Here is a 24996-nt window from a genome sequence, read left to right as displayed (position 1 = left end):
GGGCGGTCGGAGAGGCGGTCAGGTCGGTCAGGGCGTGTGGTGTGGAAGCGGGAACTCCCGGCAGAGCCGGGCGACTTCGCCGCACACCTCGGAGCGGACGGCCGGGTCGAGGGTGAAGCCGGCCTCGCCGTGCGGCACCAGCGCGGTGAGCACCCGGTCGACCAGGGCGGCGCAGCGGCGCAGCTCGGCCGGGCCCATGCCGCGCAGCGCCAGGGTGTTGGTGCCGAAACGGACACCGCTGGTGATGCGCGGGCCGAGCGGGTCGCCCGGGATCCGGTTGCGGTTGACCACGATTCCGCAGTCGGCGAGGGCGGACTCGGCGATCGCGCCGGTCAGGCCGCGCCGGCCGACGTCCAGCAGCACCATGTGGTTGTCGGTGCCGCCGGTGACCAGGGTGTGGCCGAGGCCGGCGAAGGCCTCCGCCAGCTCCCGGGCCCCGGAGACCACCCGCTGCGCCAGGGCGCGGAACTCCGGCCGGGCGGCGAGGTCGAAGGCGCGCGCCTTGGCGGCCACCGCGCCCAGGTCGGGGGTGCCCTGGAGGAACGGGAAGGTCCCGTGCGCGATCGCCTGGGCGAGGGTCCGCCGGGTGCCGGGCAGCGGCAGGTCGGCGTCCCGGCCGAGCAGGATCAGGCCGCCGCGCGGGCCGTACAGCTGCTTGTAGGTGCTGGTGGTGGTGGCGTGCGCGTGGTCCACCGGGCTCGGGTGCAGCCCGGCCGCGACCAGGCCGGCGATGTGCGAGATGTCGGCGAGCAGGAAGGCGCCGACCTCGTCGGCTATCCGCCGGAACCGGGCGAAGTCGACGGTGCGCGGGTAGGCGCTGGCGCCGCAGACGATCACCTTGGGCCGGTGCGTCCGGGCCAGCTCGGCGACCTGCTCGTAGTCCAGCAGGCCGTCGGCGTCGGTGCCGTAGCCGACGGCGTCGAAGAACCGCCCCGAGACCGAGGCCGGCGAGCCGTGGGTCAGGTGCCCGCCCGCGCTCAGCTCCATGCCGAGCAGGGTGTCGCCCGGCTTCATGAGGGTGCAGAGCACGATCTGGTTGGCGGTGCTGCCCGAGTGCGGCTGCACATTGGCGTAGCGGGCGCCGAACAGGGCGCGGGCCCGCTCCACCGCCAGCCGCTCGACCTCGTCGACCAGCTCGCAGCCCGCGTGGTAGCGGGCGCCCGGGTAGCCCTCGGTCGTGACGTTGGAGATGGACGCGCCGGCGCAGGCCAGGACCGAGGGGTCGGCACTGCTGGAAGCGGCCACCATGGCCAGGGTCTCGTTCTGCCGGGCGTGCTCGCGCTCCAGCAGGTCGGCCAGCAGGGGGTCGGCCTCGGCCAGGCGGTGCGCGCCGAGACCGGCGTACGCGGCCAGGACGCCGGTGCTCGTGGTGGTGGTCATGCGTGGCTCTCCTCGTGCTGCTCATGGTGCTGCTCGTGGCCCTGGTGCTCGTCGTGTCGGGCGAGCAGCCCGTGGGCCTCCCCGTCGGTCATCTCCAGCAGGGCGGCGGCGATCCGGGCCACCGCCGCGACGTCGGTGCCCGCCTCGCGGCCCCGGGCGGCCAGCCGCTGCGCCTGCTCGGCGAGGGTGGGCGCCTCGAACAGCTCGCGCAGCGGCAGCTTGACGCCGAACGTCTCCAGCACCGCCGAGGCGAGCCGGGTGGCGAGCAGCGAGTGCCCGCCGAGGGCGAAGAAGTCGTCCTCGGCGCCGACCCGGTCGGCCTCCAGCAGCTCGGCCCAGAGGGCGGCCAGCACCCGCTCGGTGTCGTCGCGGGGGGCGACGTACGCGGCTGCGGCCCGGTCGGCCGCGGCGTCGGGCTCCGGCAGCGCGGCGCGGTCCACCTTGCCGTTGGGCGACAGCGGCAGCGCGTCCAGCGTCACGAAGACCGCCGGGACCATGTACTCCGGCAGCTCGGCCCGGAGCAGCGCGCGCAGTTCGGCGGCGTCCGGGGCCGCCCCGCCGTCCGGGGCCGGCACCAGGTAGCCGACCAGCCGCCGCTCGTCGCCGCTGCCGCGGGCCGCGACCACGGCCCGTTCGACCCCGGGGTGGCGGCGCAGCACCGACTCGATCTCGCCCAGCTCGATCCGCAGGCCGCGCAGCTTGACCTGGTGGTCCAGCCGGCCGATCAGCTCGATCACCCCGTCGGCGCGGGTGCGGGCCAGGTCGCCGGTGCGGTACAGCCGCGCGCCGGCCGGCACCGGGCCGGTGCCGGCCCCCGGGTGCGGGCGGTAGCGGTCCGCGGTCAGGCCCCGGCGGCCGAGGTAGCCGCGGGTCAACCCGGTTCCGGCCAGGCAGAGTTCGCCCGGGACGCCGACCGGGGCCGGCTCCAGCGCCGGGGTCAGCACCACGGCCTGCTGGTTCACCATCGGGCGGCCGTACGGGATGCTGGTCCAGGCCGGGTCGACCTCGCCGACCGGGTAGGTGATCGAGTGGACGGACGCCTCGGTGGCGCCGCCGAGCGCGATGAAGGCCAGCTCCGGCGCCAGCCGGCGGAACCGTCCGACCAGCGGGACCGGGATCCAGTCGCCGCCGAAGAAGGCGACCCGGAGCTTCGGCAGCCGGACGTTGCGCTCCTCCCCGGCCCGGACGAAGGCGTCGGCCAGCGCCGGGGCCGAGTTCCACACCGTCACCCGGTGGCGGCGGACCAGGTCCACCCAGTGGTGCGGGTCGCGGGCCCGGTCGGGGTGCGGCATGACCACCGCGCCGCCGGCCGCCAGGATGCCGAGCGTCTCGTAGACGAACATGTCGAAGCTGGGGGAGGAGAGGCCGAGCACCCGGTCGCCCGCCCCGACGCCGTAGGTGTCGTTGAGGTCCAGCAGGTTGTTGACGGCGCCGCGGTGCGGGACGGCGATGCCCTTCGGCGCGCCGGTGGAGCCCGAGGTGTAGATGACGTACGCCAGGTTGTCCGGGGCGACACCGGCCGCGCGGGGCCGGGTGGCGGACCACTGCTCGGCGTCCTCCACCTCCAGCAGCGCGGCCCCGCCCGCCGGCAGCAGGCCGGCCAGGGCGCGTTCGGTGAGCACCACGGGCGGCGCCGCGTCGCCGAGCATGAAGGCCAGCCGCTGCTCCGGGTACGCCGGGTCGAGCGGCAGGTAGGCGCCGCCGGCCTTGAGCACGCCGAGCACGGCGGCCACCAGCGCCGGGCCCTTGGTGAGGCAGACGCCGACGGTGGTGTCCGGGCCGACGCCCAGGCCGGCCAGCCGGCCCGCGATCCGCTCGGCGAGCGTGTCCAGCGCCGCGTAGCTCAGCTCACCACCGGCGTGCAGGACGGCCGGCGCCTCCGGGTGCCGGGCCAGCTGCTCCTCGAACAGCCCGTGCAGGCATACGCCGGCCTGCGGGTAGGCGTGGGCGGTGTCGTTCCACTCCACCAGGGCGCGGTCGCGCTCCGCCGTGGTCAGCATCGGCAGGGCCGACAGGCGCGTTCCGGGGGACGCGACGGCGGCGGCCAGCAGGGTGCGCCAGTGCCCGACCAGCCGCTCCACCGTGGCGGGGTCGAAGAGGTCGCTCGCGTACTCGACGGTGCCGGTGAACGCGCCGTCCACCTCGCGCAGTTGGAGGTTGAGGTCGAGCTGCGCGCCGCCGCGCGGCACCTCCCGGACGGTCACCGTCAGGCCGGGCAGCTCGGGGGCGGCGAGCGGCGCGTTCTGCATCAGCAGCAGCGACTGCACCACCGGGTTGTGGCTCAGCGCCGGGCCGGTCGACCGCTCGGGCAGCATCCGCTCGAACGGCAGCTGCTGGTGCTCGAAGGCGCCCAGTGCAGCCCGGCGGACCCTGGCCAGCAGGTCGGCGAAGGTGGGGTCGCCGGCCAGCGAGGTGCGGATCGGCAGGATGTTGACGAAGCAGCCGATCAGCCCCTCGGCCTCGGCCGGGCGGACCCCGGCGCCGGTGCCGACCACGATGTCCTCGCCGCCGCTGTGCCGGGCCAGCACGGCCTGGAAGGCGGCCAGCAGCGCCATGAACGGGGTCACCCCGGCCCGGCGGCACAGCGCCCTTACGGCGGTGGACAGTTCGGCCGGGAGCTGCACCGGCAGCGCGGCGCCGCGCAGCGACTGCACGGCGGGGCGGGGGCGGTCGCAGGGCAGCTCCAGCAGCTCGGGCGCGCCGGCCAGCCGTCGACGCCAGTACGCCTGCTCCTCCTCCTCGCCGGCCGCCTGCACCTCGCCCTCCCAGACCGCGAAGTCGCCGTACTGGATCGGCAGTTCGGGCAGCTCGGCGGCCCGTCCGGCGTAGCACTGCGCCAGCTCGGCCAGCAGGATGCCGACCGACCACATGTCGGCGACCAGGTGGTGCACGGTGACGGCCAGCACGTGCCGCTCCGGCGCCAGCCGGTGCAGCACCGCGCGCAGCAGCGGGCCGCGGGCCAGGTCGAAGGGGCGGGCGGCGTCGGCGGCCAGCACGGCGTCCAGCTCGGCGGCCGGGGTCTGCCGGGTCTCCAAGGCGAACGGGCCGGGCTCGCCGACCAGTTGGATCAGCTCGCCGTCGGCCTGCTCGAAGCAGGTGCGCAACGACTCGTGCCGGTGGACCAGTTCGGTCAGCGCGGCCGTCAGCGCGGCGGTGTCGAGCGGGCCGTCCAGCTCCAGGGCGAACGGCAGGTGGTAGGCGCTGGTGCCGGGGGTCAGCCGCTCCACCAGCCAGATCCGGCGCTGCGCCGAGGTGGCGGGAAAGGCGAACTGCTGCATGGTCTGCTCTGCTCTCTGCCGGTCGGACGGCTCGGGCTGGTGGCCGGGGGCGTGGGCGTCGGCGTGGGTGTGGACGGGTTCCGTGGGTTCGGGGGCGGCGGTGAGCCCGGCGGTGGGGGCCGTCATGCGCCGGTCACCAGGTAGGCGGCGGCCTCGGCCCCCAGGCCGGCCGGTATCCGCAGGTCGGGCCGGGCCTCGGCGGCGGGCCGGTGGCCGGCCGCGTGCCGGGCCAGGCCGCCGCCGGTGACGTGCAGCAGCACGGTCTCCCCGGGGCGGATCCGTCCGGCGGCGACCGCCTGCCGCAGACCGGCCAGTGCCACGGCTGCGGCCGGTGCGACGTCGATGCCCTCGACCTCGGCGAACAGCCGCCCGGCGGCGATCGCCTCGGCGGTGTCCGCGGCCCGCAGCTCCCCGCCGCTCTCGGTGAGGATCTCGCGCACCCCGCCGGCCACCGCGTAGGGCGGCTTGCGGGTGGTCAGCTCCTGGGCGTGGGAGGCGGCGATCGCCGCCCGGACGGCCGGGCCGGAGCCGACGACCGGCTCGGCCAGGCCGTCCTGCCAGGCGCGGACCATCGGGGCGAACGGGGTGTTCTGGCAGAGGGTCAGCCGGGGCAGGCCGCCGTCCGCGCCGTCCGCACCGACCCGGCCGTCCGCGGCCGGGAAGCCGGCCGCCAGCAGCCGCCGGGCGGCCTGGTGCGCGGCGATCGCACCGGCCCCGCTGCCCACCGCCTGGACATAGTGGTCGGGCAGTCGGCCGATCGTCTCGGCGGCCGCCAGCAGCGCGGTGCCGAGGCCGTCGCGCCGGGCCACGTTGCGGGTGCCGCCCTCGGCCCGGTGACCCGGCCGGGCGGCGATCGCGTCGGCCAGCTCGATCGCGTCGGTGTAGTCGCCGGCCACCGTCACCAGCCGGACGCAGTCGGCCCGTTCACCGGCGGCGGCGAGCACCGGCAGCGCCGTCTCCGGCACCACCAGCACGCACTCCACCGCCTGCTGCGAGCAGGCCCGCAGGAAGGCCGAGGCGGTGTTCCCGGCCGACGCGACCACCAGCACCGGCGGCCGCTCGGGCAGCCGGGCCAGCACCGCCTGCGCCTCCAGCTCCTTGAAGCTGCCGGTGGCGAGGTCCGCGCCGCGCTCCGGCCAGTGGCCGCTGAACGCGACCCAGAGCTCGGCCAGGCCCAGGGCGCGGCCCAGCCGCTCGGCCCGGTAGGTGGCGCCGCCGCTGCCCTCGGGCAGGGCCCGCCCGGCGGTCGGCAGCCAGCAGCGGTAGCGGAACGGGCCGCTGCCGGGGCCGGGGGCGAACGCGGTGGCGTACTCCGTGCTCAGCAGGCCCGGCCGGTGCGCCGCGCCGCAGTCCAGCCGCAGCCCGTCGTCCTGGTAGCTCTCCCGGCAGACCGGACAGCGCAGCAGGTACGGGCGGTCGGCCGGGGCGGCCGGTCCGGCGGCCGGCCGGGCGGAGGGGACGTAGGGGGCGGAGGTCATCGGCCCTCCCCGGTGGTGGGGCGGCCGGCCTCGGCCGGGCCGCCGGCGGACGCGCCGGCGAGTGCGGGTCGCAGCGCGCCGTCGGAGCCGCGGCCGACGGCGTACCGGGAGCGGTCCACCCGGGTCAGCCCCGGCCGGCCCGCGGCGGCCGCCCGCCCCGGCTGTGCCACCGCGGCGTCCACCAGGGCGGCCACGGCCGCGACCGTGGGCCGCTCGAACAGCCGGTGCAGCGGCAGCTCGGCCCCGAACTCGGCCCGGGCGCGCTCGGCGAACCGGGCCAGCAGCAGCGAGTGCGCACCCCGGTCGAACAGGTCCTCGTGCCGGCCGACCGGACCGGTCCCGAGCAGCTCGGCCAGCAGCGCGGCGATCCGCTCCTCGGTAGGCCCGACCGGCGGCTCGGCGCCGCCCGAGGGCCCGTCCGCGGGTCCGCCGGTCGCGGGGCCGGCCGCCGGCACGGGCAGCGCCCGCCGGTCGACCTTGCCGTTGGCGGTCAGCGGCAGCGCGTCCAGCGTCACCAGCAGCGAGGGGACGGCGTAGCCGGGCAGGGTCCGCCGCAGCTGCTCGCGCAGCTCGCCGGGCGCGGCGGGCGCACCCTGCTGCAGTGCGCCGTCCTGCGCCGTGCCGTGCTGTTCGAGGAAGGCGACCAGCCGGGCCCGGACGCCCTCGCCGTCCACCACGACCGCCGCCCGGCGCACCGCGGGCAGCCGTTCCAGCGCGGTCTCGATCTCGCCCAGCTCGATCCGGTGCCCGTGCAGCTTGACCTGGCTGTCGGCGCGGCCGACGAACAGCAGCGCGCCGTCCGGCCCGCGCCGCACCAGGTCGCCGGTGCGGTAGAGGCGGGCCCCCGGCCCGGTGCCGAAGGGGTCGGGCACGAAGCGCTCCGCGGTCAGACCGGGACGGCCGAGGTAGCCGTGGGCCAGGCCGTCGCCCCCGATCAGCAGCTCGCCGGTGATGCCGGGGGGGACCGGCTGCAGGGCCGGGTCGACCAGGTGGAGGCGGGTGTTGGCGACCGGCGTGCCGAGCGGCAGCTCCCCGCCGGCCACGGTCAGCTCGCCGCGGACCGACCAGACGGTGGTCTCGGTCGGGCCGTAGACCTGCCACAGCCGCACGCCGCGGGCCAGCAGCCCGGCCGCGAGCTCGGCCGGCAGCCGCTCCCCGCCGCACAGCGCGGTCAGCCCGGGGGTGCCCGACCAGCCCGCGTCCAGCAGCAGCTGCCAGGTCACCGGGGTGGCCTGGAGGTGGCTGACCGTGCCGGTCTCCAGGCAGGCCCGCAGCCGCGAGCCGTCCCCGGCCGTCGCCGCGTCCGCCAGGTGCACGGTCGCGCCGGTGGCCAGCGGCAGGAAGTACTCCAGCGCGGCGATGTCGAAGGCCGGGGTGGTCACCGAGAGCCAGCCGGCGCCGGGGGCGGGCGCGAGGTCGCGCTCGAACGAGGCCAGCAGGTTCGCCAGCGCCCGGTGCGGCACCACCACGCCCTTGGGGCGGCCGGTCGAGCCGGAGGTGTGCAGCACGTAGGCCGCCGCCTCCGGGTCGATCGCGGTGTCCGCCGTGCGCCGGGCCTCGCCGATGGTGTCGGCCGGCAGCACCGCCCAGTCGCCGGCGGGCACCCGCTCGGCGGGCAGGTCGGTCAGCACTGCGGCGGCGCCGCCGTCGGCCAGCACCAGGGCCAGCCGTTCGGCCGGGTGGCCGGGGTCCAGCGGCAGGTAGGCGGCGCCGGACTTGAGGACGCCGAGCAGCGCGGCGAGCAGCCGCGGGGTGCGCGGCAGCAGGACGGCGACCGTCCGGCCGGGGCCGATGCCCAGGGCGCGCAGCCGCTCGGCGACGCCGTCGGCCAGCCGGTCCAGGGTGCCGTAGTCCAGCTGCTCGCCGCCCCCGGGGCCGGCGGCGCGGACCGCGACCGCCAGCGGGGTACGGGCGGCCCGCTCCTCGAAGCGGCGCACCACGCCGTCGGCGGGGTCGTAGGCGAGTGCGGTGTCGTTGCCCTCGGCGAGCAGGGTCCGGCGCTCGGCCGGGGTGAGCAGCGGAAGTTCCCCGGCCGGCCGGGCGGCGTCGGCCGCGATCTCCGCGAGCAGGACGGTGAACCGGGCGGCGAACTGCTCGGCGCTCGCCGGCAGGTAGCGGTCGGTGTCGTAGCGGACCGACCCGGCCAGGCCGCCCGCGGCCGCCCCCAGGGTGAGCTGGAGGTCGAACTGGCTGCCGCCGACCGGCAGCGCCAGCGTCGAGCACTCCAGGGCGCCCAGGGTGAACGGGACACCGTCGCGCCCGGTGGCCATCGCCACCAGCGCCTCGGCGTGCCCGCCCGGCGCCTGCTGGAGGCTGAACAGGCTGCGCACCAACGGCCGGCCGCCCTGGTCGCGGTCCGGGCGGACCAGCTCGACCAGCGCGGGGAACGGCACCTCGGCACCGTCCAGCGCGGCGCCCGCCTCTTCGCGGACCCGGGCCAGCAGCGCGGTGAACGGCTCTGCGGCGTCGATCCGGGCGCGCAGCGGCACGGTGTTGACCAGGCATCCGACCGTGCCGGCGAACTCGCCGTCCGTACGGCCGTGGGTCGGGGTGCCGACCACCACGTCCGACTCGCCGGTGCAGCGGGCCAGCAGCAGCTGGAAGGCGGCCAGCAGGACGACGTAGAGCGTGCTGCCCTCGCGCCGGGCCAGCGCCGTCAGCGCCTCGGTGGTTCCGGCGTCCACCGTCAGCGGCACGGCCGCGCCGCGCATCCGCTGGCGCTCGGGCAGCGGCAGGTCGGCGGGGAGCGACGTCCCGGTCCGGACGCCGGCCAGCGCGGTGCGCCAGCGGTCCAGCCGCCGCTGCCCGGCGGGGGTGGCGGGCAGCGCGGCCTGCCGGCGGGCGAAGGCCGCGAACGGGGCGGCGCCGGTGTCCGCGGCCGTGCCGGCCGGCGCGCCGCGCAGCGCCGCCTGGTAGTCGGCGGCCAGCTCGTCCAGCAGCAGGGACAGCGACCAGAGGTCGGTCACCAGGTGGTGGGCCGTCAGCACCAGCCGGTCGCCGCCCTCGGCGCCGGCGAACAGCCGGGCCCGCAGCAGCGGCCCGGTCTCCAGGTCGAAGGGCTGCTCGGCCGCGGCGGTCAGGTGCTCGGCGAGGTCGGCCGCGCTCAGGCCGGCGGCGTCGACCTGCTCGAAGGCGGGCGGGAGCTCGGCATGCACCCGCTGTACCGGACCGGACGCGGTCCGCGGGAAGGTGCTGCGCAGCACGGCGTGCCGCCGGGCCAGGCCGGCGAGGGCGGCACGCAGGGCGGCCGGGTCGAGTCCGCCGTGCACCCGGAAGGCGGCGGAGACCAGGTAGGCGGGGCTCTCCGGGGCGATCCGGTGCAGCAGCCACAGCGCGGCCTGGTTGGGGGAGAGCGGGTGGTCGCCGGGGGCGTCCGTCTCGGCGGTCTCCAGGGTCTCCGCGGGCGCCTCGTCGAGGCGCTCGGCGAGCAGCCCGGCCAGCCCGGCCAGGTCCAGGGCGAGCGCCTCGGTCAGCCCCAGGTCGACGCCCAGGGCGGCGCGCAGCTCGTGCCGCAGCCGGACGGCGCCGAGCGAGTCCAGGCCCAGCTCGGCCAGCCGCTGCCCGGGCGCGAGCTCCTCGGCGGCCAGCCCGAGCCGGGCGCCGAGCAGCGTCCGCAGCGCGGCCAGCAGCAGCGCCGGGCGCTCGGCCGGGTCGGCCGCCCGCAGCGCCGGAGCGTCCAGCTCCGCCGGGCGCTCGTCCGCGGCGCCCTGCGGACGGCCGCTGTGGGCGAGCGCGGCGAGGCTCCCCTCCCGGTAGGAGGCGGCGCACACATGGCGCTGCACCTTGCCGCTGGACGTGCGGGGCAGCGTCGCGGCGCGGATCAGCACCACCGCGGCCGGGCGCACCCCGTGCGCCTCGGAGACCGCCTCGCGCACCGCGCGGGCCAGCGCCGGCAGATCGCCGTCCTGGTGGTCGCGCGCCACCTCCTGGACGATCACCAGCTCGGCCGCGCCGGCCAGTTCGACCTGGACGGCGGCGCCGCAGTTGGCGCGCAGCGCGGGGTGGACGGCGGCGACGGTCTGCTCGATGTCCTGCGGGTAGTGGTTGCGGCCGCGGACGATGACGAGGTCCTTGAGCCGCCCGGTGACGTACAGCTCGCCCTCGTGCAGCAGGCCCAGGTCGCCGGTGCGGAGGAAGGCCGCGGTGTCGGCACCGGCGGCATCGTCGGCGGCGAGGCGGGCGCCGAAGGTGGCGGCGCTCTGCTCCGGACGGTTCCAGTAGCCCTGTGCCACGCTCGGGCCGGAGAGCCAGATCTCGCCGATCGCGCCGGCCGGCACGGGGCGGCGGGTCACCGGGTCGACGATCTCCAGCCGCTGGGACGCGTCCGGGCGCCCGCTGCTGACCAGCTCGGTGCTCCCGGCGAGGCCGTCGGTGGCGTCGGCCTCGGTTCCGGCGGTGCCTGCGTCGCCGCCGTGGGAGGCGCCGGCGAGCAGGGAGTTCGGGGCGAGGTAGCGGGCCGGCGCGGTGCCGTGCGGCTTGCAGGAGACGATCAGCGTCGCCTCGGCCAGCCCGTAGCACGGGGTGAAGGCCTCGGCCCGGAAGCCCGCCGGGGCGTAGGCGGCGGCGAACCGCCGGAAGGTTTCGGCACGCACCGGCTCGGCACCGTTGAACGCCACCTCCCAGCTGCTCAGGTCGAGTCCGGCCAGCACCTCGGGGGTGGCCAGGTCGGCGCAGAGGTCGTAGGCGAAGTTCGGCCCGCCGCTGACCGTCGCCCGGGTGCGGCTGATCTCGCGCAGCCAGCGCAGCGGGTCCTGGGCGAAGGCGGTGGGTGCCATCAGCGAGCAGGAGCCGGCGTAGTACAGCGGCTGGAGCATGCCGCCGATCAGGCCCATGTCGTGGAAGAGCGGCAGCCAGGACATGCCGCGGGTGCTGCCGGTGGTGCGGAAGGCCCGCTGGATCAGCGCCGAGTTGTGCAGCAGGTTGCCGTGCGTCAGCACCACGCCGCGCGGGGCCGAGGTGGAGCCGGAGGTGTACTGGAGGAACGCCACGCTGTCGGCGCCGACCTGCGGGCGCACCCAGCCCTCCGCCTCCTCCTCGGGCACCCGGTCGGTCGCCAGCAGCCGCAGCACGTCCATCACCGCGCCGTCCGGGTCACCGGGCAGCAGCCGGTCGCGGACGGCGGCGGTGGTCAGCGCCACCGTCGCCCCGCAGTCCGCGACGATGTCGACCAGCCGCTCCAGCGAGCGCGGCCGGCGGTTCGGCGGGTACACCGGCACCGCGACGGCCCGCGCGTACAGGCAGCCGACGAAGGAGACCACGTAGTCCAGGCCGGGCGGCTGGAGCAGCAGTACCGGGCGGTCGGTCAGACCGAGCCGCTGCAGCCGGGCGGCGACGGCCCGGGCCCGCCGGTCGAGCTGTCCGTAGCTCAGGCGCTCGGCCGGCGCGTCCTCCCTCCCGGAGAACTCGAAGGCCGTGCGGTCCGGATCCGCCGCCGCGGTGGCGGCGATCGCCGAGATCCAGTCCTGGTGCTCTAGTCGCGGGTCCACGCGTTCTTCCCTCACCGTTCGGTGTCCGATGCCCTGTGTCTGCCGTTGTCGGCGGCCGGTCCGGCCGGCCGCTGCCCGCTCAGCCGGCGGCCGGGACCACGTCGGCCTCGGCGGTCTCGGCGGCCTGCTGCGCCATCGCCAGGCGCAGGCTCAGCGGCCGCATGTCGGTCCACACCTCGTCGATGTGGGCCAGGCAGTGCGCCTTCTCGCCCCGGGGGCCCTCGGCGCGCCAGCCGGCCGGCAGGTCCCGGTCGGCCGGCCAGATCGAGTACTGCTCCTCGTGGTTGACGACGACCTGGTAGACGGTGGTGTCCTCGTTGCTCATGGCTGTGCTCCGATCCGATGGATGGGTGTTCGGGTGGTTCCGGTGACGGGGGTCCCGGTCGTCGGCCGCTGCGGGCCGCACGGGCCGGCCGACCTGTCTTCGATGCTGTCGTTCCGCCCTGACCGCGCCCTGTGCCCGGCCTGGGCGGAGGCGGATGCGGTTCCGGCGCCCGACCGGCGGCCCACCGGCGCGGGACCGGGCCCGGGCTGGCGCCGTACGGACGGCGCACTGAAGGCGCACTGACGGCTCACTGAACGCCGGCTGAAGCCCTCGGCCCTGTCCTGGGCCGGGCGCCGGCGCCCGGCCCCGGGAGCCGGTGCGGGCCGGCCGCCGGGCGCCGGCTCAGCCGCCCTGGTGGGCCCGGTCGAGGTCGGGGAAGAGCCGGGCCTCGGCGGCCTCGCGGAGGTAGGAGGCGCCGGCGGTGCCGCCGGTGCCGCGGACCATTCCGATGATCTTCATCGTGATGCCCCAGTGGGTGCGCTTCATCGCCCCCCAGGCGTCGTCCAACTCGGCCATGACAGGGATGAGTTCGCCCTGCGGAAGGCCGCTGTCCAGCAGTGCGCGGTGCAGCGCCGGGCAGGACCGCTCGACGGTCCGGTACGCCCGGGACTGAACGGCGCTCCGCCCGTCGGTGTTGGCCCGGATCACCGCGAAGGCGTCCCTGGGCATCGTGGTCAGGACCCGGAACACCGCGGACGTCCCGGCGACCTGCCCGGCGGCCTCCGCCAGCAGCTCCCGCACGGCGTCGGTCCGGCCGGCGGCCACCGCCTCGGTGGCCGCCCGCACGGCGTCGGCGACCGCGGCGAAGACCGCCTCGAAGATCTGGATCACCCGGATGAACATCTGCTCGTCGTGGCTCGTGGTGGTCGGCGTCAGCGTCAGCTCCACCGCGTGGAGCACGCCGGCGGGCACCGCGCCCCGGGCCGCGGCGACCGCCTCGGCGCAGGCGTGGACGAGCTCGGCCGGCTCGGCCGGGGCGCCGTGCTCGGCCGGGAGTCCGGCCGCCGCGGTGAGGGCGCGCAGGGCGGCCCGGGTACGGGCCAGTCCGGCGGGGGCGCCGGCGAGGGTGGCGGCCTCGACGGCCACCACATCGGCGAGCAGGGCGGTGATCACCTGCGCCGTGCCCGCCCCGGCCACCGCCGACGAGGCGTAGACCGGGCTCCCCAGATAGCTGTCGTAGTCGCCTTCCCGGCCGTCCACCACCTGGGGCAGCCAGTCCGCGAGCAGCCGCTCCGCCGGGTCGGCGGTCCCGGTGCGGGGCGGTTCGACGGCGCGCAGGGCCGTCAGCAGCTCGGCGCCCACCGCGTTCTTGCCGACCGCCCGGTAGTGGCCGAGCACCGCGCGGTACGGGAACCGGTCGGCGGCCCGGCCGCCGGCCCGCCAGCGGGCCAGCTCGTCCAACGCGCGGCGCGGGTCGGCATCGGCCCGGTCCGGCCGGGCGGCGGCCAGGCTCGGGCCGCCGACACCGGGCGCGCGGGCCGGATCGACGGTGGGGGCGGCCTCGGGTGCGGTGGCGGGGGCGGTGCCAGGTATGGACGTCGGGGTCGGCGGGGCTGTCTCGGCGGTGGGCGTGGTGGCCGCGTCGGCGGCCGGGGCCGTGGAGAGGGCGGTGGTCACGGGGCGCTCCGTTCGGTGGTCGGCCGGGCCGGGAACGGCCCGGTGGGGCGGTGCCGCGGGCGGCTGCCTGCGGGCAGGACGGCACAGCCCGGCCGGGCGCGGACCGGGAGGTCCGCGCCGGCCAGGCTGCGGGGTGAAGTGGACGGCTGCGGTGGACGCGCTGCGGCGGACCGGCCGTCAGACGGTCTGCTCGGCGAATTCGGCCGGGTCGGCCGGTTCGGCGGGGTCGGCCAGCACATAGCCGTCGCCCGCCCGGTGCGCGCGCGAGCGGCGCAGATCGGCGAGGACGAAGGTGCGCTGGAGCCACCGGTCGGTGCCGTCGAACCGCGGACTGAACGCGGTGCGTCCGTGCACGGTGATCCGGTTGTCGACGACGGCCAGGTCGCCGGGTTCCAGCCGGGCGGTCCGGGCGGTGCGCTCGAAGAGCCGCTGGAGCTCGTCCAGGGCGGCCGCGGCTCGCTCGGTCAGGGGCTCGGTGGCGGCCATGTCCACCCGCAGGTCGGGGTCCTCGGGTGCGCCGCCGAGCACCGGGTGCGGCTCGGCGGGGCCGTCGGTGGCGCCGAAGGAGGGCGGCGGCGCGGTGCGGAACTCCGGGCGCCGCAGGTCCCTCCGGGTCCGCTCGTCCAGCAGCGGCAGCACCTCGCGCACACAGGAGGTCCGCAGTCCGGCGAGCCCGTCCGGGTCGGCACGCAGGCAGAGCAGCATGACGAAGTCCGGCCGGTGCGGGTGGAAGGCGTTCTCGTTGTGGAACGTGAGCAGCACCGAGCCCGCGTTGCCCTGGAACTCCTCCTGCCCGGGCACCGGGACGACGTCCTGCACCAGCGCGCCGGTCTTCTCCGGGCGGAAGGCGGCCGGGTCGCCGAGCCCGCACGCGGCGAGCATCAGCACCGCGGCCGGCACGGTGGCCGTGCGCTGCACCGAACCGCCGGTCAGCGGCGTGCGGCCGAGCGCGGGTGCGGCGACCGGGAGTCCGCGCACCAGCAGCGCGCCGCCCGGTCCGGGGTCGCGGCGGAAGGCGCGCAGGGCGCGCCGCAGCCGGGCGGGCAGGTCCTCCCAGCGGTCGCGGGCCGCGGCCACCCAGGCGGGCTCGTCGACCAGGGCCTCCGGCGGGCCGCAGAGCAGTGCGGCGACCCGTTCGGTCGCGGCGCTCTCGGCCCCGGTCAGCACCAGGTCCGGTGCCGAGATCTCGATGTCCGGTGAAACCGGCACAGCTGTCAGCCTTTCTCGAAGTGTTCGGGGGCGCTCGGCCGGTGGGGGCCGGCCGGCGGGCGGTCAGCGCGGGGCGGCCGCGTCCAGCTGCCCGGCGACCACGGCCCAGAGGCTGCCCACGGTCTCGAAGGCCTCCGGTCCCAACTCCTCGTCGGGGATGGCCACCTGGTAGGCCTCTTCGAGCCGCACCAGCAGTTCGACGGTGGCCATCGAGTCGAGTCCGGCGGCGCGCAGCTCGCGGTCGGCGGGCAGCGGGCGCTCCTCGGCGAGCCGGGGCATCAGGTCGGTCAGGACGGCCTCGTAGCGCTCGTCCCAACTGGCTTTCGTGGTCAAGGTGTTCAGCTCCTCGTGATGGTGGGGCGGTGTTCGGTGGGGTGGGGCTCGACGGGGCGGTGTTCGGTGGGGTGGTCGACGGGCTCGGGGGTCTGGTGGCCGGGCAGCGGTTCGCGCCGGAGGACGAGGCGGTCGGCGCCGACCACCCGGCCGTCCCGCACCGTGACCTCGGCCGGGGCCGGGCGGCTCAGGAAGCCGAGCAGGCTCGCGGTGGCGCCGTACGCGCCGACGTTGGGCACGGCCAGCAGGTCGCCCGCTCGCGGCGGGACGGTCTCGGCGGCCCGGCTGATCACGTCGGCGGGGGTGCAGAGCGGTCCGACCAGCGCCACCCGCCGGGTCTCGACCATCCCGTCGGCGGCGGCCGTTGAGCCGGCGAGGCGCAGCGGTTCGGCGCGCAGCGAGGGCAGCCGGCCGACCCCGGAGAGCCCGCCGAGGTGGTTGATCCCGCTGTCCAGCACGCCGTACGCGGTGCCGCGGCTCTCCTTGACCTCGGTGACGGTGCAGATCAGCCGCCCGCTGTCACCGACCAGGTAGCGGCCGGACTCGAAGGCCAGCTCCAACCGGCCCTGCCAGCCCGGCAGATGCTCGTCCAGTGCGGCCGTCAGCGGTCCTCGCAGCGCCTGGTAGCGCGGTCGCTCGCCCGGCGCCGCGTACGGGCAGGCGAAGCCGCCGCCGAGGTCGAGCATCCTTAGCGGCAGGCCCCAGTGGGCCTCCAGTGCGGCGGCCGTGCGGATCGAGGCGACCGCCTCGGCGAGCAGCCCCGCCGGGTCGGCCGCGTTGGTCAGCGGGAAGAAGTGCAGGCCGCACAACTCCGTGCCTTCCCCGGTGAATTCGGCGAGGTCAGGCAGGCCGTCCGCGATGTCGTGGCCGAACTGGGAGGCGCCGCCGGTCATCCGCAGGCCGACGCCCGCACCCGCGCCGGTGCCGTTGATCCGCAGCAGACAGCGCGCGGTGACCCCGAGGGCCCGGGCCTCGGCGCCGACCCGGCGCAGGTCGGCCGGCGACTCGACGGAGAAGGTCCGAACCCCGGCCGTCAGGGCCTCGCGCAGCTCCTGGGCGGTCTTGCCCGGGCCGCCGTAGAGGCAGTCGGCCCCGTCGAAGCCGGCCGCCAGGGCGGCGGTCAGCTCGCCGGTCGAGCAGATCTCCGGGCGGCAGCCGGCCAGGCGCAGGGTGCGGACCAGCCCGGGGTGCGGGTTCGCCTTCAACGAGTAGTAGAGCCGGGCGCGTTCGGGCAGGGCCGCCCGCAGGTCGGCGGCGGCCCGGGCGACCCGGTCCAGGTCGTAGACGTAGAGCGGGCTGCCGTAGCGGCGCACCAGCTCGGCCGCCAGTACGTCCTCCGCCGGCGGCAGGTCCTCGGGCGGCAGGTCCTCGGCCGGCAGGTCCGCGACGGCCGCCCGGCCGGGGGTGGGGGAGTGGTCAGTGCGCATCGGTCTCCAGCGCCTTCCGGTCGATCTTGCCGTTGGGGGTGAGCGGCATCCGGGCCAGGACCCGGCAGGCGGCGGGCACCTTCGCCGCCTCCAGCCGCTGCTCCAGTCCGTCGAGGACCCGGCGCGCGGTCAGGCCCTCCTCGCAGGTGACGACCAGGCGCAGGTCCTGCCCGTCCCGGGGCGGCAGCGCGGCCGCCGCCAGGACGCCCGGCACGTCCAGGGCGGCGGCCTCGATCTCCGGCGTCCCCATCCGGACGCCGCGCCGCTTGAACTGGTCGTCGAGGCGCCCGGCGAAGTAGAGGTGCCCGTCCTCGTCCAGCCGGCCGTGGTCGCCGGTGTGCAGCCGGATCCGACCGGTGCCCGGATCTGGGCGGTAGCGGCGGGCGGTCAGCTCGGGCGCGTTCCAGTAGCCGGACATCACGTGCGGGCCGCCGACGACGATCTCGCCCACCTCGCCCGGCGGCAGCGCGCGGCCCCGCTCGTCGAGCACCTCGACCGTGGTGCCGTCCAGTGCCCGGCCCACCGAGCCGGGGCGCTCCCGGTCGGCATCGGGCTCCGCGATCGTCACCCGCTTGCACTCGGTGATCCCGTACATCGCCACCACGGCCGCGCCCGGGAAGCCGGCGCGCAGCGCCTCGATGGTCGAACCGGACAGCGCGGCACCGGTGTTGGTGAACAGCCGGACGTGGTCCGGCGGCGTGCCGCGGACCGCGAGCCGGCACAGCATCTCGGCCAGCGAGGGCACCACCGGGACGACGGTGGCGCGGCGCTCGCGCAGCGCGGTCAGCGCCCGCACCGGGGCGGCCGCGTCCGCCAGTACCACCTCGGCTCCGCCGATCGCGGCCAGCAGGAGCTGGTAGAGGCCGTAGTCGAAGGAGAGCGGCAGCGCGGCGAGCACCACGTCGTCCGGACGGTAGGCGAGGCGGCGGGCGATCGCCCGGGCGGCGAAGACCACTTGGCGGTGGGTGCAGACCACACCCTTGGGCGCGGAGGTGCTGCCGGAGGTGTAGATCAGCTGGGCGACCGCGTCGGCGGACGGCCGTCCGTCCGGTGCGCGTCCGGCCGTGGTGCCGGTGCCGGTGCCGGTGCCGGTGTCGTGGCCCTGGCTCTGGCCCTGTCCCTGGCCGGTCCAGGGGCCGTGGTCGGCGCCGCCCTCCTCGGCCAGCAGTTCGGCGGGCCCGGCCGACCGGGCACCGCACGCGGCGACCGTCTCCCGGACCGGCTCCGCCTCGGACGGGTCGAGCACCACGACGGCGGGCGCGGCGTCCGCCAGCACCCCGCGCAGCACGAAGGACTTCATCTCCGGGTTCAGCGGCACCGCGACGGCGCCGGCGCGCAGCACGCCGTAGTACAGGGCGGCGAACTCCCGCCGGTTGCCCAGCCGCAGGACCACCCGGTCACCCGGCGAGACACCGCCGGGCCCGCGCAGCCAGGCGGCCACCGTGCGGCTGGCGCGGGCCAGTTCGGCGTAGCTCCAGGCGCCGCCGGCGTCCCGGACGGCCGGCCCGGCGGGGCGGTCGGCGGCGGCCGCGTCGAGCAGGTCGACGACGAGGGTGCCGTCCCCGCCGGGCGCGCCCGCAGGAGAGGCGGCGTCCGGCGCACCCGCGGGGAGGGCGGCGTCCGGCGCGCCCACGGCGAGGGTGCTCATGAGCACCCGCCCGCGGGCTCGGTGATCTCGACGACCGCGCTGGTGCAGCTGTAGCCGGTGCCGCCGCCGACCAGCAGGACCCGGTCGCCCGCGGCCACCTCGCCGGTCTCCAACAGCTCGTTCAGACCGGCGATGTGGTCCCCGGCGCCCAGGTGGCCCACCTCGCGGCAGAATTCCCAGGTGGAGCGCTTCTCGTCGACGCCGAGCTGCCGTTCCAGCTGCCAGAGCATTCGCTGGTGCCCGGTGGCATTGAGGACGACCCGGGCGACGCGCTCGATCGGCGTGTCGGCCTCGGCCAGCGCGGCCCGGATGGACTCCGCCGCCACCTCGGCCGTCCGGACCGTCACGGCCCGCAGGTTGCGGTGGGTGCGGAAGTACTCCTCGGTCCGCGCCCCCAGGTCCACCGGCCGGTCCGCCGCCTCCGGGCCGGGGCGGAACCCGGTGCCCCGGGGCAGGCCCTCCAGCGAGTTGTCCACCCGGGTGGCGGTGGCCAGCAGCCGGCCGACCGCGTTCTCGGGGGAGGCGCTCAGGACCACGGCGGTGCCGCCGTCGCCGTAGACCAGACCCCGCTCGGCCCGCCAGCGGTCGAAGGCCGGCGGCGAGAAGCGGTCGGCCGTGGTCAGCAGCACGGCCTCGTCCCGGCCGGGCTCGCAGGCCCGGAGCCGGCCGGCCGCCAGCTCCATCCCGGCGAGCCCGGCGTTGCACTGCTGCAGCAGGTCGAAGGCGGGCACCGCCGGGCCGACCGTGTGCTGCGCCACGTACGCGGCCGCGGGCCACAACTCGGCACCCTGGAACCACAGGTAGCTGTGGAAGACGGTGCCGATCCGCTCGGCCGTGCGGCCCGCCCGGCGCAGTGCGGTGCGGGCCGCGCGGACCGCCATCTCCGGCGGTGCCAGGTCGTCCGGCCCGCCGGCGGTGGCCGCGCTGACCGAGTCGATCCGGTTGACGGCGTGCTCCCGGGCGTCGTACGCACCGGCCGCGACCGCCGCGGCGGCGTCCGCGCGGTCGGCCAGCCAGACACCCGTGCCGGCCAGGTACACCTGCTCCCAGCGCATGTCCCTCCGATCTCCGGCCCCGCGGCAGCGCTCTGCCGGGGGCGACTGTCGGTGACGATGCTTCCGCCCGCGGCCTGCCGCGCGGTTGCCCTCCACTGGCGCCCGGTCGGTGCTGCGCTGGCCGCCGTCTGACGGCGCACGGACGGCCGACTGACCGGCCGGGGTGGTGCCGCTGACGGCGGACGGGCCGCCCACCGGCGGCCCACGGGGAGCGGACCGGAGCGGCGCTGAAGCCGCACTGAAGCCGCACTGAAGCCGCACTGACAACGCGCTGAAGCCACGCCGGAGCCCGCCCGGGGCACCACCGCAGCCCGCCCGGAGCGCCGCCGGTGCCCGCCCCCGGCCCCGTCGCGCGCCGGTGCCCGGCCCCGCCGAAGGCGGGACCGGGCACCGGGAGTGACTTCCGGAGAGAGCTCCGGGGGCGAGCGCGGCGGCGCGGCCTCAGGGAGTCAGGCGCAGGCGGTCGCGGGCGGCCGCGTCCACCGCCGCCGTCCCGTACGGCCAGGCCAGGCTGTCGCCCCTGGCCCAGAGCGCGGTCTGGTCGGTGTAGGTGTCCGCGGTGGCGTGGCCGGAGGCGCCGGTCAGGTTGATCCAGCGCGAGCGCTCGAAGTCCGCCAGGTCCACCACCATCCGCATCGAGGGGACCCAGATCACCTCGAAGCCCTTCTTCGGGTCCCAGCCGTTGGCCAGCACCGTGTCGGTACCGCCGCCGACGCCGATCGGGTCCGCGTTCAGCAGCCACTGCAGCGGGGCGGGCCCGGCGGTGCCCAGGGTGGGGTTCTCCAGCGTCAGGGTGTGCAGGGCGCCCCAGCGCCACTTCTGCGGGTCGTCGCCGAGCCGCTTCTTCAGGTCGGTGGCGGCCTGCTCCATGGCCCGGCGCAGCATGGCGTCGCGGCCCTGGACGGCGGGGTCGGCGGTACTCGTCCACCAGAGGCTGTCCGGCTTGTCGAGCAGGCCGCGCACCACCTCGAACCAGTGGCCGCCGCCGTCCGGGTAGGCGTAGCCCTTGACCCCGGCCCGGCTCAGCCGGTCGGTGAACGCCTCCTTCAACAGCTCGCGCCAGACCGCGTTGAAGTAGGCGGCCGGTGCCGAGTCGGCGCCCTGGTTGAAGTCCCAGCCGCGCAGCAGCTCCCGGGCCGGCCCGGCCTCGGCGCCGACCTGGACCCGGAGCAGGTGGGGCACCAGGTTGGCGGCGTTGCCGTTCCAGGTGTCCTGGGTGATCCGCTCCATCGCCGCGACGTCCAGCTTGCCGGCCTGCTCGATCAGTTCGCCGATCCGGCGGCTGCGGTGGCCGGTGCCCCAGTCGGCGCCGATCAGGTGCGGGTAGCCGGGGCCGACGACCGCGTTGTTGGCGGTGACGATGTAGCCCTCCGGCGGGTTGAAGCTGGTGGGCAGCTGGTCGAAGGGCAGGTAGCCGGTCCAGTCGTAGGCGCCGGTCCAGCCCGGCACCGGGCGGCGGCTGTCGCCGGCCTTGCGGACGGGGATGCGGCCCGGCGTCTGGTAGCCGATGTTGCCGGCGGTGTCCGCGTAGATCATGTTCTGCACGGGGGAGGCGAAGACCGCGGCGGCGGCGCGGAAGTCCTTCCAGTCCTTGGCCCGGTCGAGGGCGAAGAGGGCGTCCACCGTGGGGGCGGGGTCGAGTGCGGTCCACTGCATCGCCACCGCGTAGCCGTCCTGCTCGCCGTGCGGCGGGACGTCCGGCACCCGGCCGCGGTCGGCCACCTCGTCGGCGGTCTTGAGCACGTCCGAGATCAGCGGGCCGTGCAGGGTGGACCGGACGGTCAGGTCGACCGGACGTCCGCCCGCCACCTTGATCCGCTCCTGGCGTAGGGTCAGCGGCAGCCGGTTCCCCTCGTGCTCGTAGGTGGAAGCGTCGACCCGTTCCACGAACAGGTCGGAGTCGGCGGCGCCGAGGTCGGTGAAGCCCCAGGCGATGTCGGCGTTGTGGCCGATCACCACGCCCGGCATGCCGGCGAAGGTGAAGCCGCTGACGTCGAAGGCGCAGTCCGGGCCGATCCGGGTGCAGTGCAGGCCGACCTGGTACCAGATGCCCGGCAGTGAGGGGGTCAGGTGCGGGTCGTTCTCCAGCAGCGGCTTGCCGGTGGTGGTGCGACTTCCGGCCACCACCCAGGAGTTGGAGCCGATGCCGGTGCCCTGCGGGCCGAGGACGGCGGCCAGGACGGTGCGCACCGCCGCGCTGTCGGCCAGCGCGGCCGAGGCTGCGGCGGGGACGGCGGGGACGGCGGGCGGTGCGGGCTGGGTGGGCGCCGGTGCGGCGGCGGGTCCCGCCTGAGGGTCGGCCGTCCGAGGGTCGGCCGCCGGCTGGGCGGCGGGCGCCCGGTCGGGCACGATGGGCGTCCAGCGCCCGTAGTCGTACGGGGGGAAGAGGTCGTCGGACGCCCCGTCCGGCAGGTCGGCGGGCAGCATCGCGTGCTCGAACTGGTCGATCATGCCGGTGTTGAGGTTCCAGGCCATGGTCTTCAGCCAGGAGACCGAGTCGGCCGGGGTCCACGGCTCGGGCCGGTAGTCGCCGGCGACGAAGCCGAGCACCGGGTACTCGACCGACAGTTCGGCGCCCTCGTGCCGGCCGAGGTAGGCGTTGACGCCGTCGGAGAAGGCCCGCAGGTACTCCTGGGTCTGCGGCGACAGCATCGTCACCTCCTGCTCGGCCACCCGGTACCAGCCGAAGGTGCGGGCCACCTTGTCGGTCTGCACCTCGCTCGGGCCGAACATCTCGGCCAGCCGGCCCGCGGTGACGTGCCGTTGGACGTCCATCTGCCAGAACCGGTCCTGCGCCTGGGCGTAGCCCTCGGCGAGGAAGAGGTCGTGCGCGTTGTCGGCGTAGATCTGCGGGATGCCGGAGGCGTCCCGGACGATCCGGGCCTCGCCGTGCAGCCCCGGCACGGTGGTGGTACCGGAGAGCTGCGGCAGCGAGCGCTGCACCGTCCAGTACGCGTAGCCGGCCAGGCTGCCGGCGGCCAGCAGGACCAGGGCCGTGAGGACGACCGCGGTCCGCTTGAGTATCCGCAGCACGCGCCGGCGCCGTGCGCGCGGCGCGGGGGCGGCGTCGGCCCCGGCCTCGGCGGGCGGGCCGGCGTCGGGCGTGTCAGCGGCTGGGGCCGGTGTGCGCTCGGCCTCCGGTGCGGCTGCGGCCTCCGGTACGGGTTCGGCGGCCGGTGCGGTATCGGCGGCCGGTACGGGTTCGGTGGCCGGACGCGGATCGTCCGGCGCGGTGGTGTCGGTCTGGACTGTCACGGGGTGGTGCTTCCTTGTCTCGACGGGATTCCGGCCATGGCAAGTGCCGCCGTGCGCGCGCGGGCAGGCGCGGGCGCACGGCGGCGGGGGGCAAGCGGGCGGGGACAAGCGAACGGGCAGACGGAAGGGCAGGCGCGGGGCGAGCGCGCGGGCAGAGGGGGCGCGGCGGACGGGCAGGGCCGGCGTAGGGCCGGGCGCCGCGGATGCCGGTCGAGCCGACGTGCGGTCGCGGGGAGTTCACGGTCCTGCGTCCCTGACCGCACCGGGGACGGGGCGGACCGGTGGGGCGCCGGTCCGCCGTGTCAGCGGGCCAGGCGGGTCGGGCCGTCGGCCCAGGGTCCGCGTGCGGCTGCGCGCGGTGCGGGCACGGTGGCCGGCGTCGTGCCGACCAGGGCGAGGTGCGGGCGCCCGACCCCCGGCTCCGTGCGGAGCGCCGCCGTCGCTGCTGCCGGTACGTCATGGCCCGGGGCAGGGTCGGCGCCAGGCTCGACCGGGGTGGCGGGGTGGGCGAGGGAGAGCGGGACGGCGGGGCGGGCCAGTACGAGCGGGTCGGGGCGTCCGGCGAGGATCGCCTCCTCGATGCTGCGCAGCTCCGGCCCCGGCAGCAGGCCGAGGTTCTCCGTCAGGGTGTGCCGGGCCCGCTGGTACGCGGCCAGGGCGTCGGCCTGCCGGCTGCCCCGGTAGAGCGCGACCATGAGCAGGGTCCAGAGCCGCTCGCGGTACGGGTGCTCGGTGGTGAGGACGAGCAGGTGGGGCACCAGCCAGGCGTGGCCGCCGAGTTGGAGCGCCAGCTCGGCGTGCTCCTCGACCACGGCGAGGCGCAGTTCGGCGAGCCGGGTGCGTTCGACGTCGAGCAGCGGCCCGCTGACTCCGGTGAGTGCGGGGCCGGACCAGGAGTCCAGGGCGGCGGCGAGGGTCCGTTCGGCGGCCTCGGGCTGCCCGGCCGAGCGCAGCGCCCGGGCATCGGCCACCGACCGCTCGAAGCGGCCGAGGTCGCACTGGTGGGGGCCGACGGAGAGCCGGTAGGAGGCGCCGATCCGGGTGAGCACGCCGCCGGTGGTGCGCGGTGCGCGGTCGGGTTCGAAGAGCCTGCGCAGCTTGGAGACGTACGCCTGCACCAGGTTGGCGCCGTCCGCCACGGTGGCGTCGCCCCAGATCCCGTCGATCAGGTGGTCGCGGCCGACGGGCGAGCCGGCGCGCAGCAGCAGGACGGCGAGCAGGGCGCGCTGGCGGGGCGCTCCGAGCGGGAGTTCGATGCCGTCCCGCCAGCCCCGGACTTCACCCAGCAGTTCGAAGCTGAGGCCGGCCGGGTGGGTGGGCGGAAGGAGAGGAGTGGTCATGGCAGCCTCCGCCGAGCCGGGGCCGTCGCGTGGCGGCTCGGACGCAGTTGTGGGATCTGGTGCGGGGTCAGGGCCGCGCCGGGGAAGCCGGGTCCGGTCAGGGTCGGTCGGAGCCGGGGTGGCGCGGGTCCGGGCCGGCCGGACGGTGGTGCCGGGCGGCCCGGCGCCGGTTCACCACTGCCAGCCCATGTCGTTCGTGTCCGCGTTGTGGTGCTGGGCGCCCGTGTTGGTGGCGCTGGTGGTGTTGGTCGCGGTGCCGGTCGACGTGGTCGACGTGGCCGGCTCCTGGCCGGCGACGGTGGTGGTGCGGTCCGGCGCCGCGGTCCCGGTACCGGCGGCGAGCCCGGCGGCGGCGGCCAGGACCACGGTGGCGGCGGCGAGGGCGGAGACGAGACGGAACTTCAGGGCGGACATGGTGGCTCCTTTCGGGCATGGGGATGCCCGGTCGTGTGGTGTGGGTGATCGGCGGGGCGGCGGTCGGTGCCAGTGCTGCTCGCCGCGCTTCGACACTTCGATTCTGCCCGGCCCGCAAGCCGGTTGTCCCTGCTCTCGGGTGACACAAGTTGTCGCTGGCATATCTGTGTCAGCGGCCGCGGCCGGATCGTGCCGGGGGTGCCGCGACGGTCAGACGTCCACGAACCACCCGGTCAGTTCGGGGGTCCCGGCGATCGCCTGGGCACAGACGGTCAGGCAGAGGGCGCGCGCGGTGTCCGGGCACGGTGCGATCACGAACATCACGCCGCGCGCGCCGGCGCGCGAGCCGTGCACGCGGATGTGCTCCGGGCCGCGGTGGAGGTGGGCGGCGGCGCGCAGCGCGGTGGCCACCGCGCCGTCGGCCGGAACCGGCGCGTCGCGGGGGCGGGTCATGGTGAAGTGAACGACATGCACGCAGCCACGATGGTGGAAGTCGGGCGCCGACAGGCGGGCCCGGGCGGGCACGTTCTTGCCATGGCCTGCCTGTGCCAGCCCGAAAGTCCGATTTCCTGTGATCGATCCCGTTCTGCGACCGTCGGCCGTCGTCCGGTCCCGGTCCGCTTCCGGTGTGTTCGCGTCCGGTTCCGTCCCTCTGTGGTGGCACCGAACACCGGCTGATCGGCGGGTGCCTGGGCTTTCGGCGACGGTGGTATTTTCTGACCTGGACCTGCTCAGATGTGCATGCCGGGGC

General features: G+C 76.8%; 15 protein-coding genes. All 15 read right to left on the bottom strand.

Features of this window, described 5'->3' with window-relative positions; genetic code table 11:
- Positions 1-27: 27 nt before the first annotated feature.
- Positions 28-1380 carry a serine hydroxymethyltransferase gene (gene glyA, locus ACIPSC_RS36400; protein ID WP_400833743.1) on the bottom strand — a complete coding sequence of 451 codons (1353 nt, stop codon included), beginning with the start codon at positions 1378-1380 and terminating at the stop codon, positions 28-30.
- Complete coding sequence (locus ACIPSC_RS36395) at positions 1377-4784, bottom strand: amino acid adenylation domain-containing protein (protein ID WP_400833738.1); 3408 nt, start codon at positions 4782-4784, stop codon at positions 1377-1379. The genes glyA and ACIPSC_RS36395 overlap by 4 nt, the downstream gene beginning before the upstream one ends.
- The gene (locus ACIPSC_RS36390) at positions 4781-6136 is read right to left on the bottom strand and encodes a cysteate synthase (protein ID WP_400833735.1); all 1356 of its coding nucleotides are present in this window, start codon (positions 6134-6136) and stop codon (positions 4781-4783) included. Before ACIPSC_RS36390 ends, ACIPSC_RS36395 begins: the two co-directional genes overlap by 4 nt.
- Positions 6133-11622, bottom strand: coding sequence for an amino acid adenylation domain-containing protein (locus ACIPSC_RS36385; RefSeq protein ID WP_400833729.1), 5490 nt, complete (start codon positions 11620-11622; stop codon positions 6133-6135). The genes ACIPSC_RS36390 and ACIPSC_RS36385 overlap by 4 nt, the downstream gene beginning before the upstream one ends.
- Positions 11623-11701: 79 nt before the next feature.
- Positions 11702-11947: an MbtH family protein gene (locus ACIPSC_RS36380; RefSeq protein WP_400833723.1), complete on the bottom strand. Its 246-nt coding sequence runs from the start codon at positions 11945-11947 to the stop codon at positions 11702-11704.
- A gap of 342 nt (positions 11948-12289) precedes the next feature.
- Positions 12290-13564: a hypothetical protein gene (locus tag ACIPSC_RS36375; protein WP_400833719.1), complete on the bottom strand. Its 1275-nt coding sequence runs from the start codon at positions 13562-13564 to the stop codon at positions 12290-12292.
- A gap of 177 nt (positions 13565-13741) precedes the next feature.
- Complete coding sequence (locus tag ACIPSC_RS36370; protein WP_400833780.1) at positions 13742-14782, bottom strand: TauD/TfdA family dioxygenase; 1041 nt, start codon at positions 14780-14782, stop codon at positions 13742-13744.
- Positions 14783-14836: 54 nt separating this feature from the next.
- Positions 14837-15106, bottom strand: coding sequence for a phosphopantetheine-binding protein (locus ACIPSC_RS36365; protein ID WP_400833713.1), 270 nt, complete (start codon positions 15104-15106; stop codon positions 14837-14839).
- Positions 15107-15111: 5 nt separating this feature from the next.
- A complete protein-coding gene (locus ACIPSC_RS36360; RefSeq protein WP_400833706.1) occupies positions 15112-16533 on the bottom strand; it encodes a type III PLP-dependent enzyme in 1422 nt (473 codons plus the stop codon).
- Entirely contained in the window at positions 16523-18181 is a 1659-nt protein-coding gene (locus ACIPSC_RS36355) for a class I adenylate-forming enzyme family protein (RefSeq protein ID WP_400833704.1), read from the bottom strand. The genes ACIPSC_RS36360 and ACIPSC_RS36355 overlap by 11 nt, the downstream gene beginning before the upstream one ends.
- The gene (locus ACIPSC_RS36350; RefSeq protein ID WP_400833699.1) at positions 18178-19236 is read right to left on the bottom strand and encodes a ketoacyl-ACP synthase III family protein; all 1059 of its coding nucleotides are present in this window, start codon (positions 19234-19236) and stop codon (positions 18178-18180) included. Before ACIPSC_RS36350 ends, ACIPSC_RS36355 begins: the two co-directional genes overlap by 4 nt.
- Positions 19237-19677: 441 nt before the next feature.
- The gene (locus ACIPSC_RS36345) at positions 19678-22491 is read right to left on the bottom strand and encodes a penicillin acylase family protein (RefSeq protein ID WP_400833696.1); all 2814 of its coding nucleotides are present in this window, start codon (positions 22489-22491) and stop codon (positions 19678-19680) included.
- A 302-nt stretch (positions 22492-22793) separates the two neighbouring features.
- Positions 22794-23831, bottom strand: coding sequence for a BTAD domain-containing putative transcriptional regulator (locus ACIPSC_RS36340; protein ID WP_400833693.1), 1038 nt, complete (start codon positions 23829-23831; stop codon positions 22794-22796).
- 171 nt (positions 23832-24002) lie between these two features.
- Positions 24003-24245, bottom strand: coding sequence for a hypothetical protein (locus ACIPSC_RS36335; RefSeq protein ID WP_400833685.1), 243 nt, complete (start codon positions 24243-24245; stop codon positions 24003-24005).
- Positions 24246-24455: 210 nt separating this feature from the next.
- Positions 24456-24719: a hypothetical protein gene (locus ACIPSC_RS36330; RefSeq protein WP_400833682.1), complete on the bottom strand. Its 264-nt coding sequence runs from the start codon at positions 24717-24719 to the stop codon at positions 24456-24458.
- Positions 24720-24996: the final 277 nt, after the last annotated feature.

This window comes from Kitasatospora sp. NPDC090091 (genome assembly GCF_044747365.1).
Lineage (GTDB): Bacteria > Actinomycetota > Actinomycetes > Streptomycetales > Streptomycetaceae > Kitasatospora.
Note: the sequence above shows the minus strand (reverse complement) of the source record. Positions and strands in the feature narration are given on the sequence as shown.

Excerpts from the sequence above, each read along its gene's own strand:
- glyA (WP_400833743.1), bottom strand. The coding sequence starts at position 1,380 with ATGACCACCACCACGAGCACCGGCGTCCTGGCCGCGTACGCCGGTCTC.
- ACIPSC_RS36395 (WP_400833738.1), bottom strand. The coding sequence starts at position 4,784 with ATGACGGCCCCCACCGCCGGGCTCACCGCCGCCCCCGAACCCACGGAA.
- ACIPSC_RS36390 (WP_400833735.1), bottom strand. The coding sequence starts at position 6,136 with ATGACCTCCGCCCCCTACGTCCCCTCCGCCCGGCCGGCCGCCGGACCG.
- ACIPSC_RS36380 (WP_400833723.1), bottom strand. The coding sequence starts at position 11,947 with ATGAGCAACGAGGACACCACCGTCTACCAGGTCGTCGTCAACCACGAG.
- ACIPSC_RS36360 (WP_400833706.1), bottom strand. The coding sequence starts at position 16,533 with ATGCGCACTGACCACTCCCCCACCCCCGGCCGGGCGGCCGTCGCGGAC.
- ACIPSC_RS36355 (WP_400833704.1), bottom strand. The coding sequence starts at position 18,181 with ATGAGCACCCTCGCCGTGGGCGCGCCGGACGCCGCCCTCCCCGCGGGT.
- ACIPSC_RS36350 (WP_400833699.1), bottom strand. The coding sequence starts at position 19,236 with ATGCGCTGGGAGCAGGTGTACCTGGCCGGCACGGGTGTCTGGCTGGCC.
- ACIPSC_RS36340 (WP_400833693.1), bottom strand. The coding sequence starts at position 23,831 with ATGACCACTCCTCTCCTTCCGCCCACCCACCCGGCCGGCCTCAGCTTC.
- ACIPSC_RS36335 (WP_400833685.1), bottom strand. The coding sequence starts at position 24,245 with ATGTCCGCCCTGAAGTTCCGTCTCGTCTCCGCCCTCGCCGCCGCCACC.